Source organism: Chromobacterium haemolyticum, assembly GCF_009936155.1.
Classification (GTDB): domain Bacteria; phylum Pseudomonadota; class Gammaproteobacteria; order Burkholderiales; family Chromobacteriaceae; genus Chromobacterium; species Chromobacterium haemolyticum.
This window is the reverse complement of record NZ_AP019312.1, coordinates 3,063,936-3,082,155: the sequence shown is the minus strand read 5'-3', so window position 1 is coordinate 3,082,155 and position 18,220 is coordinate 3,063,936. Positions and strand designations below refer to the sequence as shown.

Annotated in this window: 8 protein-coding genes; 4 read left to right on the top strand and 4 right to left on the bottom strand. The window is 65.0% G+C overall.

Translation table 11 applies throughout. The features are described 5' to 3' along the window. Window positions 1-89 precede the first annotated feature (89 nt). Both GYH29_RS14100 and GYH29_RS14095 read right to left on the bottom strand, forming a co-directional pair. Window positions 90-344: a hypothetical protein gene (locus GYH29_RS14100; RefSeq protein WP_019101222.1), complete on the bottom strand. Its 255-nt coding sequence runs from the start codon at window positions 342-344 to the stop codon at window positions 90-92. Between the two features lie 663 nt (window positions 345-1,007). After that, window positions 1,008-1,832 carry a hypothetical protein gene (locus GYH29_RS14095; protein ID WP_019101221.1) on the bottom strand — a complete coding sequence of 275 codons (825 nt, stop codon included), beginning with the start codon at window positions 1,830-1,832 and terminating at the stop codon, window positions 1,008-1,010. 362 nt (window positions 1,833-2,194) lie between these two features. On the opposite strand from GYH29_RS14095, the gene GYH29_RS14090 reads away from it, so the two are divergent. From GYH29_RS14090 to GYH29_RS14075, 4 genes are all read left to right on the top strand, one after another. Then, window positions 2,195-4,342, top strand: a complete 2,148-nt coding sequence (locus tag GYH29_RS14090) for a type I secretion system permease/ATPase (RefSeq protein WP_161523987.1) — start codon at window positions 2,195-2,197, stop codon at window positions 4,340-4,342. A gap of 9 nt (window positions 4,343-4,351) precedes the next feature. Then, the gene (locus GYH29_RS14085) at window positions 4,352-5,773 is read left to right on the top strand and encodes an HlyD family type I secretion periplasmic adaptor subunit (RefSeq protein WP_161523986.1); all 1,422 of its coding nucleotides are present in this window, start codon (window positions 4,352-4,354) and stop codon (window positions 5,771-5,773) included. Between the two features lies 1 nt (window position 5,774). Further along, window positions 5,775-6,974, top strand: coding sequence for a glycosyltransferase family 4 protein (locus GYH29_RS14080; RefSeq protein WP_161523985.1), 1,200 nt, complete (start codon window positions 5,775-5,777; stop codon window positions 6,972-6,974). Window positions 6,975-7,210: 236 nt separating this feature from the next. Then, on the top strand, window positions 7,211-15,349 hold the full coding sequence (locus GYH29_RS14075) for a calcium-binding protein (RefSeq protein WP_161523984.1): 8,139 nt from the start codon (window positions 7,211-7,213) through the stop codon (window positions 15,347-15,349). 50 nt (window positions 15,350-15,399) lie between these two features. Here the strand turns inward: GYH29_RS14075 and GYH29_RS14070 are convergent, their stop codons facing one another. Both GYH29_RS14070 and GYH29_RS14065 read right to left on the bottom strand, forming a co-directional pair. Then, a complete protein-coding gene (locus GYH29_RS14070; protein ID WP_161523983.1) occupies window positions 15,400-16,581 on the bottom strand; it encodes a DUF1501 domain-containing protein in 1,182 nt (393 codons plus the stop codon). 11 nt (window positions 16,582-16,592) lie between these two features. Continuing rightward, window positions 16,593-18,095, bottom strand: a complete 1,503-nt coding sequence (locus GYH29_RS14065) for a DUF1800 domain-containing protein (protein WP_161523982.1) — start codon at window positions 18,093-18,095, stop codon at window positions 16,593-16,595. Window positions 18,096-18,220 lie beyond the last annotated feature (125 nt).

The window sequence follows — 18,220 nt, the reverse complement described above, 5'->3', positions numbered from 1 at the left end:
GGTAAACCTTTACCTGCTGTGCGCCCAGGAACAGTATTTGCTCCAGATAATTGAAAAAGCCTATCCAATAGCCGCGCTGCTCGCGGTCATCAAAGTCGATGTCGCGCGCTACCCGGCTCAGCAGGCCGCACGTAGGTGCGGTTGTCCTTCAGCCATTGCAGCAAATGGGCCGCGCATTCGCGGTCATAGGCGCACATGGCGTCGAAGTCTTCGCCGGCTGAGGGCATCTGCCAGTAATGTGGATAGTGGCGCTCCGGGATGTAGCGGACAAAGGGGAGCAGGCTTTCCTGCTGTTCGATGGCGGCCAGCTTGTAGCGGCGGCGACGGGGTAGGATAGGGGACATGCTGTTTCTCCTGCGGTGACACAAGATAAACCGCCTGCCTGAAAAGCGAGGTATTGGGCCGGCGCGTGGCAGGATTGGCGTACCGGGCTTAAACCAAACCAGTGAGTGCATGGCACTCTCCCACCATGCGCCTGCCAAGTGGCACAGCCATGGTAAAACAGCCCGCGCAGCATGCTGCGTAGGCCCGTTGGTTTAAGCGGACGGGACGCCAATCCCGGCGCCGTTAATGAGAACGGCGCCCGCGGATTGTCGCCGACGGGGAGGGGAGGGTCAAGGCAGGGCAGCCGGACGGGGGCTCTGAGAGCCTGTTCACGATCTTTTGTAGATGTGCTTAACCGTTGCTAGATACGTAGGAAACCATGTATTCGACGCGCCCCTGGTCCCTTCAAGCCTGCCGACGGGTGGCAGGCCCGACGTTTTAAGCGGCGGCTTGTTCGAGCACGGCGACGCTAGCGCGGTGCGAGTTCAGCCGCGCCTCGGGACTGACGGGAACCGGCGGGAAGCCGTAGGCCAGGCTTGCAGGGCGGCCTTTGGGGTGAAGGGGAATTTGGCCGCGCAAATTCCCCTTCCTGCCCGCCGGGCAGCCCCGGCAATGCAAACTATCATCCACGCAGCGGATTCCAGGCCTTGGAGCCATCACTCAGAAAGATCGTGAACAGGCTCTTAGATCACCGCCCACAGTCCGCAGATGGCGAACAGGATCAGCACCCCGGTCAGGATTTGGGCGGTGGTGCGCTCTTTTTGCAGCGCCCGTTTCAGGTTGTCGTGCACGCTTTCCAGCTTTTCCAGCCGCTGTTCCAGCTCGGCGCGGGTTTCGTCCTGCCGAGCCAGAGATTGCAGCATCGCTTCGCCGCCCACCTCGGTGATCAGCTCCTTGTTCCACACCCCCAGCAGCTTGTTGACCTTGTCCTTGAAGTAGAGCGCGGAACGCTGGTTGGCGTCCTGCCATTCAAATTCAAAACCCTGGCTGGCGTAAAAGGCGTTGCGCTGCAGCCGTTCTTCCTCCGACGAGGTCTGGCTCATGGCGATCATGCCGGGGCTGATGGCGTGATCCGGGCAAATGCCCTTGGCCCATGAGATGACGCTGGCGAACAGGAAAGTGTCCAGTCCAGTGCCGACAAAGCCGGGGCTGGCCTGCACGCCGCTTTTGGGGCCGAAGGTGACGGTGCGGCTGGGCCGGTCCACCCGCACCCAGGCGCAGTTGTGGGCGGCTTGGAAATGGCTGTCCTCGCCCTCGAACAACTGCCAGCGGTGGCCGTCGGCGCGGGCGTAGCCGCGAAACTGCAGCCGGAAGAAGTCGGATTGCTCGGTCATGGCCCGGCTGCGTTGCAAGATGCCGTAAATGGGCGTGCCATTGGCGGTCAGCGTCAGAATGGTCTCGCCCAGCGGAATGGCTAGCGTGGCCAGGGTGTTTTCGTTTTCCGGGGCGCGGAGCACCGGTTCTTCGGCTGTCGGCGCCGGATTGGCGGCCTGGTTCGGACTGGTCATCTGCTGCCTATGCTGGGTGTTCTGGGGGCCTGTTTGCGATAGTAATCAGGCGCTGGGCTTGTGATCAGGCGGACGACCGTCGCGGGCGGGCGTCACGGGCCGCTTATTGTACCAATCTAGACGGCTTGGGGAATCCTTGCTCGCATGACATTCGGCATGAGGGCAAATGGCGCCCAATTTGGCGCTCGGCACGGTCAATGCGTAGTTTTACTTAGAACATTGCAGGTGCAATAAAAGCTTTATTTCAAACAAACACTTATTGATTGCGCTAAATAATCACATAATAAAATGTGAATGTGTTACTTGTATTGGGTAGTGGTGTGGCATATCGTGCCCCAAATCATTAAATGCAATCGGTCATTATGCTTGCTCAAACGGATACGGACGGTTCTGCCTCCTCCGCAAACATCAGCGATTTGGGCTTGCTCGGCCTGGTGCTGCTGGCCCAATTCCACGGCGTGGCCGCCGACCCGGCGCAACTCACCCACCAATACGGCCGCCAGGCCGAACCCTTCAGCGAAACCGACCTGCTGCTGGCCGCCAAAGGCCTGGACCTTAAGGCCCGCATCGTCAAACAAAGCCCGGATCGCTTGAGTCTGACCGCCTTGCCGGCGCTGGCGCTGCGGCCGGACGGCGAACACTTCATCATCGCCCGCTGCGACGGCGACAAAGTGCTGATCCACGACCTCAAGCACGGCCGGCCGCAAGTGCTGAGCCAGGCGGAACTGGCGGCGCGCTACGCCGGCCGGCTGCTGCTGCTGGCCTCGCGCGCGTCGGCGGCGGGGGCGCTGGCCAAGTTCGACTTCACCTGGTTCGTGCCGGCCATCGTCAAATACCGCAAGCTCTTGCTGGAAGTGCTGGCGGTGTCGCTGGTGTTGCAGCTGTTCGCGCTGGTGACGCCGCTGTTCTTCCAGGTGGTGATGGACAAGGTGCTGGTCAACCGCGCCTTCAACACCCTGGACGTGATCGCGGTGGGGCTGTTGATCCTGTCGCTGTTCAATGTGGCGTTGTCGGCGCTGCGCAGCCACGTGTTCGCCCACACCACCAGCCGCATCGACGTGGAACTGGGCGCGCGGCTGTTCCGCCACCTGCTGGCGCTGCCGCTGGCCTACTACGAAGCGCGGCGGGTGGGGGACACCGTGGCGCGGGTGCGCGAGCTGGACAACATCCGCAACTTCCTGACCGGTCAGGCGCTGACCACGGTGCTGGACCTGCTGTTCTCCTTCGTATTCCTGGCGGTGATGTGGTACTACAGCGGCTGGCTGACCCTGATCGTGCTGGTGTCGCTGCCGTGCTACGCGCTATGGTCGGCGGGGCTGACCCCGCTGCTGCGGCGACGGCTGGACGAGAAGTTCGCGCGCGGCGCCGACAACCAATCCTTCCTGGTGGAAGCGGTGGGCGGCATCGGCACCATCAAGGCGATGGCGGTGGAACCGCACATGACCCGGCGCTGGGACAACCAGCTGGCCGCCTACGTGGCCGCCGGCTTCCGCGTCACCCGGCTGGCCAATATCGGCCAGAACGGCGTGCAACTGATCCAGAAACTGGTCACTGTCGCCACCCTGTGGCTGGGCGCGCGGCTGGTGATCGCCGGCGAGCTGTCCGTCGGCCAACTGATCGCCTTCAATATGCTGGCCGGCCAAGTGGCGGCGCCGGTGGTGCGGCTGGCGCAGCTGTGGCAGGACTTCCAGCAGATTGGCATCTCGGTGGAACGGCTGGGCGACATCCTGAATACCCGCAGCGAACTGCCGGCCAGCCGTGCGGCGCTGCCGGCGATCCAGGGCCGTATCCAATTTGACCAAGTGGTGTTCCGCTACCGTCCGGACGGCCCGGAAATCCTGCGCGGCCTGAGCCTGGACATCCGGGCCGGCGAAGTCATCGGCATCGTCGGGCGCTCCGGCTCCGGCAAAAGCACGCTGACCAAACTGGTGCAAAGGCTGTACGTGCCCGAATCCGGGCGCGTGCTGGTGGACGGCAACGACCTGGCGCTGGCGGACCCGGCCTGGCTGCGGCGGCAGATCGGCGTGGTGCTGCAAGAGAACCTGCTGTTCAACCAAAGCATCCGCGACAACATCGCGCTGGCCGAACCCGGGCTGGCGCTGGACCACGTGATCCACGCCGCCAAACTGGCCGGCGCCCACGACTTCATCATGGAACAGGCCGAAGGCTACGACACCATGGTGGGCGAACACGGCGCCAGCCTGTCCGGCGGCCAGCGCCAGCGCATCGCCATCGCCCGCGCGCTGATCAGCAACCCGCGCATCCTGATCCTGGACGAAGCCACCAGCGCGCTGGACTACGAATCCGAACGCGCGATCATGCAAAACATGCGCGCCATCTGCCAGGGCCGCACCGTGCTCATCATCGCCCACCGCCTCAGCACCGTGCGCGGCGCCAGCCGCATCATCGCCATGGACCAAGGCCGCATCGTCGAAAGCGGCCGCCACGAAGACCTGCTTCGCCAGCCCGACGGCTACTACGCCCGCCTGCACAGCCTGCAACAAGGATAAACCCGCATCATGAAGCACCAACTGCAAGCGCTGCGCGACTTCGCACGGCGCTACCGGCAAGCCTTTGCCGCGCACTGGGCCATCCGCCACCAACTGGACCCGCAGCCGCGGCGCGAAGACGAACTGGCCTTCCTGCCCGCCCACCTGGAACTGACCGACAGCCCGCCGTCCCCGCTGCCGATGTGGAGCATGCGCCTGATCGGCGCGCTATTCCTCATCGCGCTGCTGTGGTCCGCGCTGGGCCGGCTCGACATCGTCGCCGTCGCCGGCGGCAAGACCGTCAGCGGCGGCCGCACCAAAATCCTGCAGCCGCTGGAACCCAGCGTGGTCAAAGCCATCCACGTGCGCGACGGCCAGCAAGTCAAGGCCGGGCAAGTGCTGATCGAACTGGACGCCACCGGCGCCAGCGCCGACAAACAAAAAGCCGACGACGCCCACGCCGCCGCCGCGCTGGCCGCCGCGCGCTACCAGGCGCTGCTGAACGCGCTGGACAGCGGCCGGCTGCCGCAACTGCCGGCCACCCCCGGCGTCGCCGACAGCCAGCGGCTGGCCGAAGAAAGCCTGGCGCTGGGCCAATGGCGCGGCTACCAGGCCAAGCTCGAAGCGCTGGGCGCCACCCTGCGCCAACGCCAGGCCGAACACGCCACCACCCGCCAGCAAGTGAGCAAATTGCAAGCCACCGCCCGCATCGCCGAAGCGCGCGAACACGACTACCAAGACCTGCTGGCCAAGAACTTCATCTCCAAACACGCCTACCTCGACAAACAGCAAGCGCGCATCGAACAGACCGGCGACCTGGCCAGCCAGCAAAGCCGGCTGCAAGAACTCAACGCCGCCATCGCCGGCCAGCAACAAGAACTGAGCGCGCTGCAAGCCAACTTCCGCAGCGAAGCGATGGACAAACTGCGCGAAGCGCGCGAACAAATGCGCCAATACGGCGAAGACCAAAAGAAAACCGGCCAGCGCCAGGCGCTGACCCGGCTCACCGCGCCGGTGGCGGGCAGCGTGCAACAACTGGCCATCCACACCGTGGGCGGCGTGGTCACCGAAGCCCAGCCGCTGCTGGCGGTGGTGCCGCAAGACGAAACCCTGGAAATCGAAGCGCAGATCGAAAACAAGGACATCGGCTTCGTGCGGCCGGGGCAGGCGGCCACCGTCAAAGTGGAAAGCTTCCCCTACACCCGCTACGGCTACCTGGACGGCGTGGTGGACAGCGTCAGCCACGACGCGATGCAAGACGAAAAGAAGGGCCTGGTGTTCCTGGCGCGGATCCGGCTCAAGCAAGACCACCTGAACATCGACGGCGCACGAGTGCGGCTCAGCGCCGGCATGGCGGTGAGCGCGGAAATCAAGACCGGTCGGCGCCGGGTGATCGACTACTTCCTGAGTCCGCTGCAACAGCATGTTGGCGAAGGCCTGCGCGAGCGCTGAGATGAAACTGCTGCTGATCCACCAAAACTTCCCCGGCCAACTGCGCCACATCGCCGAACACCTGAAACAGCGGCCGGACATCGAACTGCTGGCGGTGGGGCGCGACAGCGCGCCCGGCCTGGCCGGCGTCAAACTGCTGCGCTACCGGCCGCACCGCGGCCCGCACCGGCATACCCACCCCTATCTGCACAGCTACGAAGACGCGGTGCTGCACGGCCAGGCAGTGCTGCGCGCCTTGCAGCCGCTGCAACAGCGCGGCTACCGGCCGGACGCCATCCTGGCCCACCCCGGCTGGGGCGAAACCCTGTTCCTCAAAGACCTGTTCCCGGCGGCGCGGCTGATCCACTACAGCGAGTACTACTACCACGGCCGCGGTGCCGACGCCGACTTCGACCCGGAATTCCCGCTGAGCCTGGACGGCGCGGCGCGGCTGCGGGCGCGCAACGCCTTGCACCTGCTCAACCTGGAACACGCCGACCACAGCGTCACCCCCACCCACTGGCAACACAGCCTGCACCCGGCGGCCTACCGGCCGAGCGTGCGCATCCAGCACGAAGGCATCCGCTGCGGCCAACTGGGGCCGGACCCGACGGCGACGCTGACCCTGCCCAATGGCCGGACGCTGCGCGCCGGCCAGCCCATCGTCAGCTACGTGGCGCGCAACCTCGAACCCTACCGCGGCTTCCACACCTTGATGCGCGCCTTGCCGGCGCTGCTGCGGCAACGGCCGGACAGCCAGATCGTCATCGTCGGCGGCGACGGCGTCAGCTACGGCAGCGCGCCGCGCGACGCCGCCCACTGGCGCGAAAAACTGCTGCGAGAAAACCCGGTGGACCCGGAACGGGTGCACTTCCTGGGCAAGGTGCCGTACGACGTCTACCGCCAGGTGCTGCAAGTCTCCGCCGTTCACGTCTACCTGACCTATCCCTTCGTGCTGTCGTGGAGCCTGCTGGAAGCGATGGCCAGCGGCTGCCGCATCGTGGCGTCGGACACCGCGCCGGTGCGGGAAGTGATCCGGGACGGGGAGAACGGCGAACTGACCGACTTCTTCGACGCGGCGGCATTGGCGGAGAAGGTGGGGGCGGCCTTGGAGACGGACGGCGGCGGCTTGCGGCTTGCGGCGCGGGAGACGGCGGCGCGCTACAGCGTGGAAGCGGGCTTGGCGGGCTATCGACGGTTGTTGGGTTTGCCGGCGGAGTGAAGTCGGCTTAGAGCCTATTCAAAGTCTCGCGAGCAAGGGCGAGACAAGGCGAAAACCGCTGAGGAAGCGGAATGTACAAGTGGTACATGAGCATTTCGAAGGGGTTTTCAACGCGGTATCGCCGAAGCGCAGCAGACTTTGAATAGGTTCTTAGGCGGTGGAACCGGAAAGAGTAGTAGCAAGCAGTAAATCGTAGTGCGTGATGACACAAACAAATATTGATAAGGAAACAAGTTATGACGACAAGCGTAACGGGCAGCGACCTGGGCGGCGTGCTGGAAGGAGGCCCGCAGGACGATGTGCTCAAGGGCGGCGCCGGCAACGACACCTTGAACGGCTATGACGGCAATGACCTGCTGCAGGGCGGCGCCGGCGACGACGTGCTCAACGGCTACGCCGGCAACGACACCCTGGAAGGCGGAGCGGGCGACGATTTGCTCAACGCCGGCAGCGGCAATAATGTGCTGGCCGGCGGCGAGGGCAACGACACCCTGATCGGCGGCGCGGACAAGGACATCTATCTGTTCAATCTGGGCGATGGTTTCGACACCATTACCGACAACGCCCAGGACAAGCGCGACGCGGCGGACACGGATCCGGCCTATCGCGACGAGCTGCGCTTCGGCCCGGGCATCCGCCCGGAAGACATCCAGCTGGAGCATGTGGGCGACGATTTGCTGTTGTCGCACCGCAACGGCGACGATGCGGTCACCATCAAGGGCTGGTTCGCCGACAAGAGCTTCTGGATCGAGCGCATCGTGTTCGCCGACGGCGGCGAATGGGGCATTAACGATCTGGCGCAGCGCGTGATCGTGCAGACCGGCAGCGAGCGCAAGGAAATCCTCAATGGCTGGTTGGGCAAGGATCATCTGATCGGCCTGGGCGGCAATGACGTGCTGAACGGCCGCGGCGGCGACGATCTGCTGGACGGCGGCGCCGGCAACGACAAGCTGTTTGGCGAAGACGGCAACGACACCCTACTGGGCGGCGACGGCGACGATACGCTGGACGGCGGCAGCGGCAACAATGTGCTGCACGGCGGCCGTGGCAACGATGTGCTGATCGGCGGCGCCGGCGCCGATGTCTACCTGTTCAATCTGGGCGACGGCGTGGACGTGATCCGCGACACCGGCGGCCTGGACGTGTCGGTGAAAGACGAAATCCGTTTTGGCGCCGACATCCTGGTCAAGGACGTCAGCGTCAGCCGTCAGGGCGACAACCTGGTGCTGATCCACGTTAACGGCAGCGACCGCCTGGTGGTGGAAGGCTATTTCGCCAGCGTGTCCAGCCGGATCGAACGAATCGTGTTCGCGGAAGGCGTGGTCTGGACCCAGGCCGACATCAAGCTGACCCAGCTGGGCGGCAGCGGCAACGACACCTTGATCGGTTGGGAAGGCAGCGATCTGCTGGACGGCGGCGCCGGCAATGATTCGCTGATCGGCGGCGGCGGCAACGACACCCTGATCGGCGGCCTGGGCAACGATGTGCTGATCAGCGGCGGCGCGGGCGTCAGCGTGCTGATTGGCGGCGCGGGCAACGACACCCTGGTGGGCGGCGCCGGCGCGGAAATTTATCAATTTGGCCTGGGCGACGGTGCGGACGTGATCGCCGCGCACGGCGTGGACGTCAGCGTGACCTTGCAGGACCGCATCGTGTTCGGCGTCGGCATTTCGGTGGACGACATCCGGGTGGAGCGCCAGGGCGACGACATCGTGCTGATCCACGCCAACGGCAGCGACTCCATCACCATTCAGGCGGGCTTTAGCCTGGAGCATGGCTGGCATGGCCAGATCGTGTTCGCCGACGGCAGCGTCTGGCTGGGCGCGGAACTGGCGCAGAAACTGTTGGAAGTGCAGACCGGCGGCGATGACGACGATCTGCTGCTGGGCTCCGGCCAGTCCGACCTGTTGGACGGCGGTGCCGGCAACGACACCCTAATTGGCAACGGCGGCGAGGACACTCTGCTGGGCGGTGCCGGCGACGATCAGTTGCAAGGCGGCGTCAGCGGCCACACCACGATGGAAGGCGGCGCCGGCGACGATGTGCTGATCGGCAACAAGGGCCGCGAAACCTTCGTCTTCGGCGTGGGCGACGGCCGGGATCTGATCAACTACGGCTCCCAGGTAGGCAAGATTGCCGCCTTGAGCGCCAACGACGAAATCCGCTTCAAGGCCGGCATCAGCGCCAAGGACATCCGCGTGCTGCGCGCCGGCAACGACCTGCTGTTGCAACACGTCAACGGCCAGGACAGCATCCGCGTCAAGAACGGCCTGGTCGACAAGACCGGCTGGGCCGGCGTGGTGGTGTTCGCCGACGGTTCCAAATGGAGCGCGGCCGAACTGTTGACCATGGTGGTGGCCGCGGGCGGCACCAGCGGCAAGGATGTGCTGACCGGCGGCAAGGGCGGCGATCTGCTGGACGGCGGCGACGGCGACGATACGCTGATCGGCGGCGGCGGCAACGACACCCTGAAAGGCGGCGCCGGCAACGACGTGCTGATCGGCAGCGGCAGCGGCACGGTCATCCTGGAAGGCGGCAAGGGCAACGACATCCTGAAGGGCGACAGCGAACACAATATTTATGTGTTCAATCTGGGCGACGGCAACGATGTGATCATCAACAACTCGTTGAACGTGTCGGTGGGCGTAAGCAGTGAAATCCGCTTCGGCGTCGGCATTTCGGTGACCGATATTACCGTGGTGCGCGTCGGCGACGACGTGTTGCTGCAGCATGTCAACGGCAGCGACTCGGTGCGTATCCAGGGTTGGTTCAGCAACCAACTGTCCCAGGTGGGCAGCGTGGTGTTCGCCGACGGCGGCAGCTGGACCTCAGTGCAGATCAATCAGTTCGTCAAAGGCGTCTATGTGGGCGGCAGCGGCAACGACGCCTTCCACGGCGGCAGCGGCAGCGATCTGCTGGAAGGCGGCGACGGCGACGATACGCTGATTGGCGGCGGCGGCAACGATACCTTGCGCGGTGGCAACGGCAACGACGTGCTGATCGCCACCGGCAGCGGCACGGTGATCCTGGACGGCGGCAAGGGCAACGACACCCTGAAGGGCGGCGCGGACCAGAACATCTATGTGTTCAATCTGGGCGATGGCGGCGATCTCATCATCAACAACTCGCTGAACGTATCGGTGGGCATGAGCAGTGAAATCCGCTTCGGCGCGGGCATTGCTGTGACCGACATCACCGTGGTGCGCGTCGGCGACGACATCGTGCTGCAGCACGTCAACGGCAGCGATTCGGTGCGCATCCAGGGCTGGTTCAGCAGCCAGCTGTCCCAGGTGGGCAGCGTGGTGTTTGCCGACGGCAGCAGCTGGACCGCCGTGCAGATCAACCAGTTTGCCGCGGGTATTTTCATCGGCACCAGCGGCAACGACGTCCTCAAGGGCGGCAAGGGGCATGACCTGCTGGACGGCGGCGACGGCGACGATGTGCTGATTGGCGGTGGCGGCAACGACACCCTGAAAGGCGGCGCCGGCAACGACGTGCTGATCAGCGCAGGCGGCGGCGTATCCATCCTGGAAGGCGGCAAGGGCAACGACACCCTCAAGGGCGGCGGCAGCCAAGACATCTACGTCTTCAATCTGGGCGACGGCCGCGACGTGGTGATCAACAATTCCTTGAACGTCAGCGTCAGCCACCAGAGCGAAATCCGCTTTGGCGCCGGCATCTCGGTGACCGACATTACCGTGGTGCGCGTTGGCGACGACGTGTTGCTGCAACACGTCAACGGCGTGGATTCGGTGTTGATCCAGGGCTGGTTCACTAGCCAGAGCAACTGGGTGGGCGGCGTGGTGTTCGCCGACGGCAGCAGCTGGACCTCAGTGCAGATCAATCAGTGGGCCAGCGGCATCTACATCGGCACCGCCGGCAATGATGTGTTGATTGGCGGCGCGGGCGGCAGCCTGCTGGACGGTGGCGCCGGCAACGACACCCTGATTGGCCGCGGCGGCAACGACACGCTGAAGGGCGGTGCCGGCAACGATGTGCTGGAAGGCGGCGCGGGACGCAATGTCTATATCTTCAATCTGGGCGACGGCCAGGACACCATTCGCTATGGCGAAAAGGGCGTCAACCTCGCTTGGAGCAGCTACGACGAGATCCGCTTCGGCGTGGGGATTTCGGTGACCGACATCGCCGTGGTGCGCATTGGCGACGATGTGGTGCTGCGTCACAGCAACGGCGTGGACAGCATCACCATCCAGGCCGGCATGTCGGTGCAGAGCTCATGGTCCGGCAGCATCGTGTTCGCCAACGGCGGAAGCTGGAGCCTGCTGGAATTGATCAGCCTGGCCGCCGTCACCCTGAACGGCACCGACGGCGCGGATACGCTGAAGGGCGCCAAGGGCAATGACGTGATCTTCGGCCTGGCCGGCGATGACCAGTTGTTTGGCAATGAAGGCAACGACAGCCTGTTCGGCGGCTCCGGCAACGACACGTTATACGGTGGCGCCGGCAACGACCTGCTGGAAGGCGGAGCGGGCGACGACGGCCTGTTTGGCGAAGACGGCAACGATACGCTGCGCGGCGGGATCGGCAACGATCTGCTGAACGGAGGCAACGGCGCCGACTTGCTGGAAGGCGGCGACGGTAACGACACTCTGGTGGGCAGCGAGGGCGGCTACTGGCGCGAAGAAGGCGATACCCTGCGTGGCGGCGCCGGCAACGACCTGATGTCGGTTTCGTCCACCACTTGGAACAATGTGTTCGAAGGCGGTACCGGCAACGACACCATGACCGGCGGTTACGCGCGCGACCTGTATCTGTTCAACCTGGGCGACGGTCAGGACCTGATCATCGACAAGGGCGATCCGAACCGGCCGGCCAGCGATTACCGCGACGAGATCCGCTTCGGCGCCGACATCAAGGAAACCGACATCCAGGTGCTGCGCAGCGGCAACGACATGGTGTTCCGCCACCTCAATGGTCAGGACAGCGTGACGGTGAAAGACTGGTTCGCTGACCAGAGCAACTGGATCGAACTGATCACCTTCGCCAGCGGCGTGAAGTGGACGGCCGATCAGCTGATGCAACAGGGCGTGCCGCTGGTGGGCACGGAACTGGGCGACACCTTGCGTGGCGGCAACGTCAACGACTGGATGCTGGGCAACGGCGGCAACGACTCCTTGTATGGTGGCCTTGGTAATGATCTGATCGAAGGCGGCGCGGGCGACGACGGCCTGTTTGGCGAAGACGGCAACGATACGCTGCGCGGCGGGATCGGCAACGATCTGCTGAACGGAGGCAACGGCGCCGACTTGCTGGAAGGCGGCGACGGTAACGACACCCTGGTGGGCAGCGAGGGCGGCTACTGGCGCGAAGAAGGCGATACCCTGCGTGGTGGCGCCGGCAACGACCTGATGTCGGTTTCGTCCACCACTTGGAACAATGTGTTCGAAGGCGGTACCGGCAACGACACCATGACCGGCGGTTACGCGCGCGACCTGTATCTGTTCAACCTGGGCGACGGTCAGGACCTGATCATCGACAAGGGCGATCCGAACCGGCCGGCCAGCGATTACCGCGACGAGATCCGCTTCGGCGCCGACATCAAGGAAACCGACATCCAGGTGCTGCGCAGCGGCAACGACATGGTGTTCCGCCACCTCAATGGTCAGGACAGCGTGACGGTGAAAGACTGGTTCGCTGACCAGAGCAACTGGATCGAACTGATCACCTTCGCCAGCGGCGTGAAGTGGACGGCCGATCAGCTGATGCAACAGGGCGTGCCGCTGGTGGGCACGGAACTGGGCGACACCTTGCGTGGCGGCAACGTCAACGACTGGATGCTGGGCAACGGCGGCAACGACTCCTTGTATGGTGGCCTTGGTAATGATCTGATCGAAGGCGGGGCGGGCGACGACGGCCTGTTTGGCGAAGACGGCAACGATACGCTGCGCGGCGGGATCGGCAACGATCTGCTGAACGGAGGCAACGGCGCCGACTTGCTGGAAGGCGGCGACGGTAACGACACCCTGGTGGGCAGCGAGGGCGGCTACTGGCGCGAAGAAGGCGATACCCTGCGTGGTGGCGCCGGCAACGACCTGATGTCGGTTTCGTCCACCACTTGGAACAATGTGTTCGAAGGCGGTACCGGCAACGACACCATGACCGGCGGTTACGCGCGCGACCTGTATCTGTTCAACCTGGGCGACGGTCAGGACCTGATCATCGACAAGGGCGATCCGAACCGGCCGGCCAGCGATTACCGCGACGAGATCCGCTTCGGCGCCGACATCAAGGAAACCGACATCCAGGTGCTGCGCAGCGGCAACGACATGGTGTTCCGCCACCTCAATGGTCAGGACAGCGTGACGGTGAAAGACTGGTTCGCTGACCAGAGCAACTGGATCGAACTGATCACCTTCGCCAGCGGCGTGAAGTGGACGGCCGATCAGCTGATGCAACAGGGCGTGCCGCTGGTGGGCACGGAACTGGGCGACACCTTGCGCGGCGGCAACGTCAACGACTGGATGCTGGGCAACGGCGGCAACGACTCCTTGTACGGCGGTCTTGGCAATGATCTGATCGAAGGCGGCGCGGGCGACGACGGCCTGTTTGGCGAAGACGGCAACGATACGCTGCGCGGCGGGATCGGCAACGATCTGCTGAACGGAGGCAACGGCGCCGACTTGCTGGAAGGCGGCGACGGTAACGACACCCTGGTGGGCAGCGAGGGCGGCTACTGGCGCGAAGAAGGCGATACCCTGCGTGGTGGCGCCGGCAACGACCTGATGTCGGTTTCGTCCACCACTTGGAACAATGTGTTCGAAGGCGGCACCGGCAACGACACCATGACCGGCGGTTACGCGCGCGACCTGTATCTGTTCAACCTGGGCGACGGTCAGGACCTGGTCATCGACAAGGGCGATCCGAACCGGCCGGCCAGCGATTACCGCGACGAGATCCGCTTCGGCGCCGACATCAAGGAAACCGACATCCAGGTGCTGCGCAGCGGCAACGACATGGTGTTCCGCCACATTAACGGCCAGGACAGCGTGACGGTGAAAGACTGGTTCGCTGACCAGAGCAACTGGATCGAACTGATCACCTTCGCCAGCGGTGTGAAGTGGACGGCCGATCAGCTGATGCAACAGGGCGTGCCGCTGGTGGGCATGGAACTGGGCGACACCTTGCGCGGCGGCAACGTCAACGACTGGATGCTGGGCAATGGCGGCAACGACTCCTTGTATGGTGGCCTTGGTAATGATCTGATCGAAGGCGGGGCGGGCGACGACGGCCTGTTTGGCGAAGACGGCAACGATACGCTGCGCGGCGGGATCGGCAACGATCTGCTGAACGGAGGCAACGGCGCCGACTTGCTGGAAGGCGGCGACGGTAACGACACTCTGGTGGGCAGCGAGGGCGGCTACTGGCGCGAAGAAGGCGATACCCTGCGTGGCGGCGCCGGCAACGACCTGATGTCGGTTTCGTCCACCACTTGGAACAATGTGTTCGAAGGCGGCACCGGCAACGACACCATGACCGGCGGTTACGCGCGCGACCTGTATCTGTTCAACCTGGGCGACGGTCAGGACCTGGTCATCGACAAGGGCGATCCGAACCGGCCGGCCAGCGATTACCGCGACGAGATCCGCTTCGGCGCCGACATCAAGGAAACCGACATCCAGGTGCTGCGCAGCGGCAACGACATGGTGTTCCGCCACATTAACGGCCAGGACAGCGTGACGGTGAAAGACTGGTTTGCTGACCAGAGCAACTGGATCGAACTGATCACCTTCGCCAGCGGTGTGAAGTGGACGGCCGATCAGCTGATGCAACAGGGCGTGCCGCTGGTGGGCATGGAACTGGGCGACACCTTGCGCGGCGGCAACGTCAACGACTGGATGCTGGGCAACGGCGGCAACGATTCGTTGTACGGCGGCAACGGCAACGACCTGCTGGAAGGCGGGGCGGGCGACGACGGCTTGTACGGCGAAGAGGGCAACGACACCTTGCGTGGCGGCCGCGGCAACGACGTGCTTGAGGGCGGCAATGGCAACGACACCTATCTGTTCGAGCGTGGTGATGGCCAGGACGGCATTACCGACACCGGTGGCCAGGATCTGCTGAAGTTCGGCCAGGGCGTCAATGCCGATCAGCTGTGGTTCAAGCGTCAGGGTGCCAGCTTGGAGGTCAGCGTGATCGGCACTGACGACAAGGTGTCGATCAATAACTGGTTCGGCAGTGCCGCGAACCAGGTCGAGACCCTCCAGTCCGGCGACGGCAAGGCGCTGGCGGCCAGCCAGGTGCAGGCGCTGGTCAACGCGATGGCGGCGTTCAACCCGCCGGCAGCGGGCCAGGTCAATCTGCCGGACAACTATCAGGCGGCCTTGCAGCCGGTGCTGGCGTCCAGCTGGAAGTAAAGCGCTGATTTGAGCGTTGTAGACGGCCGGCCCTCAGGGGCCGGTTTTTTTCATGTCTTGAGAATGGGCAAGGGGGCGAAGCGTCCGCCCAGCGCATTGTGGCTGTCCTTGCCCCACCAGCTCTGGATGGCTGTGGCGTAGACCTGGCGGAAGTCTATCGCGTAGGGCAGGTTGCCGTCGCTGACGCCGGCCAGTTGCGGGCTTTGGCCGTACAGGCCGCCGCGCACGCGTCCGCCGCTGGCGAAATGGACGTTGGCGGTGCCGTGGTCGGTGCCGCGGTTGCCGTTCTCGCGCGGCCGGCGGCCGAATTCGGCGTAGCTGAGCACCAGGGTGTCGTCCCAGCGCCCTTGCGCCTGCAAGCGCGTGCGCAGCAGGGCGATGCCGTCGGCCAGTTCGCCGAGCAGCCTAGCCTGGGTGGGAAGCTGGTTGCCGTGGGTGTCGAAGCCGGTCAGCGTGATGCGGGCTACGGCGATGGACACGCCGCGCGACAGGGTGTCGGACAGGGTGGCGACGGCTTGGGCGAAAGCTCCGGCCGGCCGGGGGGCGGCCATCGGCGAATCCGCAGCGGCCACGGACTTGGCCGGCTGGCCCAGTTCGGCGGCGGCCTGGCGGATATCGCCCTCCACCTTGAGGATGTGGCCCAGCGCGCCGCCGGCGCCAGCGTGGCCCTGGTCCGCCGCCAGCTTAGCCTGGCGCGCGAAGTCTTGCGGGTTGCTCAGCACCACCGCGCGCGCGCCGCCGTCCAGCGGGCCCAGCACCTGGCTGGACAGCACCACCCCGTCGGCGGCGAAATCGCGCGGCGTCGGCTGTTCGCGGAACAGCCGGCTCAGCCAGCCCTCGCTCAGGTATTGCTGGCTATTGGACGCGGTTTCCCAGATCTCGATGGAGCGGAAGTGCGACAGGTTGGGATCGGGATAGCCAACCCCCTGCAACACCGCCAGCTCTTGCTGCTGCCACTGCGGGCGCAGGCCGGCCATGGCCGGGTGCAAGCCCACTTGTTCGTTCAGCTGGATGACCTGCTCGCGGGGAATGCCGATGCCGGGGCGCAGCCGATAGTAGTCGGCGCTGGCGTAGGGCACCACGGTGTTGAGGCCGTCGTTGCCGCCCTTGAGCTCGATCAGCACCAGCAGGCGGCGATAGCCGGCCGGCGCCAGCGCCCAGCTCAGATTGGGCAGCACCGATACCATCAGGCCGCCGGCCATGGCTTTCAGAAATTGGCGTCGCTGGAACATGGCGGAACCTTTCAATGGACTTGGTATACCGGGTCCAGCAACAGCGGGGCGATCGCTTGCGCGCCGCTGAGAGACTCGGGTAGAGGGTTGGCCGGCGGCAGCGCCAGCAGCAGCTTGGCGGTGTCCTGAGCGCTGCGCACCTGATAGATGGCGCTCCATTCGTCGGGCTGCAGCTTGAGCGAGCGCAGGCCGGCGGCCACCAGCCGGTTGATGCGCGCCTCGCGTCCCTTCATTTCGTCCATGCCGCCGTCCGGCAGCGCAAAGGCGTTGCGCGCCGGCGCGGCGTCGTGGGCGATGCGGTCCAGGAACTGCTTGCGGCTCAGCAGGGTGGCGCTATTGATCCAGGCTTCTCCGCCCGGCCAGCCCTTGACGTTGGGCGGCGCGAACACATCCTGGCCCAACTGGCGATTGAGCCCGGCCAGCGCGCGCCAGTCCGGCGGGCCGAGATCGAAGGTGACCAGCGTGCCCATGGTCAGTTCCAGTGGCGATTTCACCAACTGGCCCTGGCTGCTCCAGAACTGCGGGCTCAGCAACAAGGCGCGCAGCAAGGGTTTGATTTGGTAGCGGCTGTTGCGGAAGCCGCTGGCCAGCCGTTTGATCGCGGCCGGGTCCGGCTTGGGCGAGATAAAGGCTTTCCACAGTTTGGCGGTGATGAATTCGGCGGTGGCCGCTTGTTGCAGCAGCAGGTCCAGCACGGCGTCGCCGTCGAAATTGCCCCGCTGGCCGAAGATTAGCTTGTCGCCGTCGTCGTGCAGCTTGGGGCGGTTGACGAAGTTGTCGTCGCGATCCAGCCCCCAGCCGGTGAAGGCGCGCGCGGCCTCGCGGATATCCTGTTCTCTGTAATGGCCTTCGCCCAGGGTGAACAATTCCATCACCTCGCGAGCGAAGTTCTCGTTTGGCTGGCCCTTGCGGTTATTAGCGGTGTCCAGGTAGCGCATCATCGCCGGGTCGCGGGCGACGGCGTGCAGCATTTCGCCGAAATTGCCCAGCGCGTAGCGGCGCAGCAGCAGGTTCTGCTGGTACATCAGCTGCGGCGAACGCACCTTGTCCAGCGCGGACACGAAGTGGTTGTGCCAGAACAGAGTCATTTTCTCGCTGAGCGGCGACGAGGTGTAGCGCATCTCGTTCAACCACCAGCCGCGCAGTTCCACCGCGTGTTCGGCGCGCAGTTTTTGCAGCGCCTTCTTCTCTTCCTCGCTGAGATTGGGCTGGCCGGGGCGCTCGAACGATTCCTCGACCCAGGCCGGCGGCGGGGTGGCGGCGGCGGTGCGGGTGCCCGCCAGCAGGCGGTCCACCGCCGCCTCGCGGTCCAGCGGCGCGTAGACGGCGATTTGCGCCGGGTTGGCGCCGAAGCCGGTGCGAGACAGCAAGTGGCGCGCGCCGGCGATGCCGATGCCAGCCTGGGCCAGCGCGGGCAAGCCGAGAACGGCCAGCAAGAGTCCGGCCTTGGCTGCGGCACAGATGGCATCCGCCGCTTTTGTCAGCGGCCGGCAAAGGATTTGCAAGGGGTTCAAGCATGGTCTCCCGGCGCGCCCGGAGCGGGCGCAAGCACATTCAGCTTAGAAGGCGCTTGTCATCGGCGTGTTAAGCCGCCGGCAGACTCTGTTAAAGAGTGTTGGCTGTCAGCGCGCGGCCGCTG

Coding starts and splice junctions, on each gene's coding strand:
- GYH29_RS14100 (WP_019101222.1), bottom strand. CDS start 344: ATGTCCCCTATCCTACCCCGTCGCCGCCGCTACAAGCTGGCCGCCATC.
- GYH29_RS14095 (WP_019101221.1), bottom strand. CDS start 1,832: ATGACCAGTCCGAACCAGGCCGCCAATCCGGCGCCGACAGCCGAAGAA.
- GYH29_RS14090 (WP_161523987.1), top strand. CDS start 2,195: ATGCTTGCTCAAACGGATACGGACGGTTCTGCCTCCTCCGCAAACATC.
- GYH29_RS14085 (WP_161523986.1), top strand. CDS start 4,352: ATGAAGCACCAACTGCAAGCGCTGCGCGACTTCGCACGGCGCTACCGG.
- GYH29_RS14080 (WP_161523985.1), top strand. CDS start 5,775: ATGAAACTGCTGCTGATCCACCAAAACTTCCCCGGCCAACTGCGCCAC.
- GYH29_RS14075 (WP_161523984.1), top strand. CDS start 7,211: ATGACGACAAGCGTAACGGGCAGCGACCTGGGCGGCGTGCTGGAAGGA.
- GYH29_RS14070 (WP_161523983.1), bottom strand. CDS start 16,581: ATGTTCCAGCGACGCCAATTTCTGAAAGCCATGGCCGGCGGCCTGATG.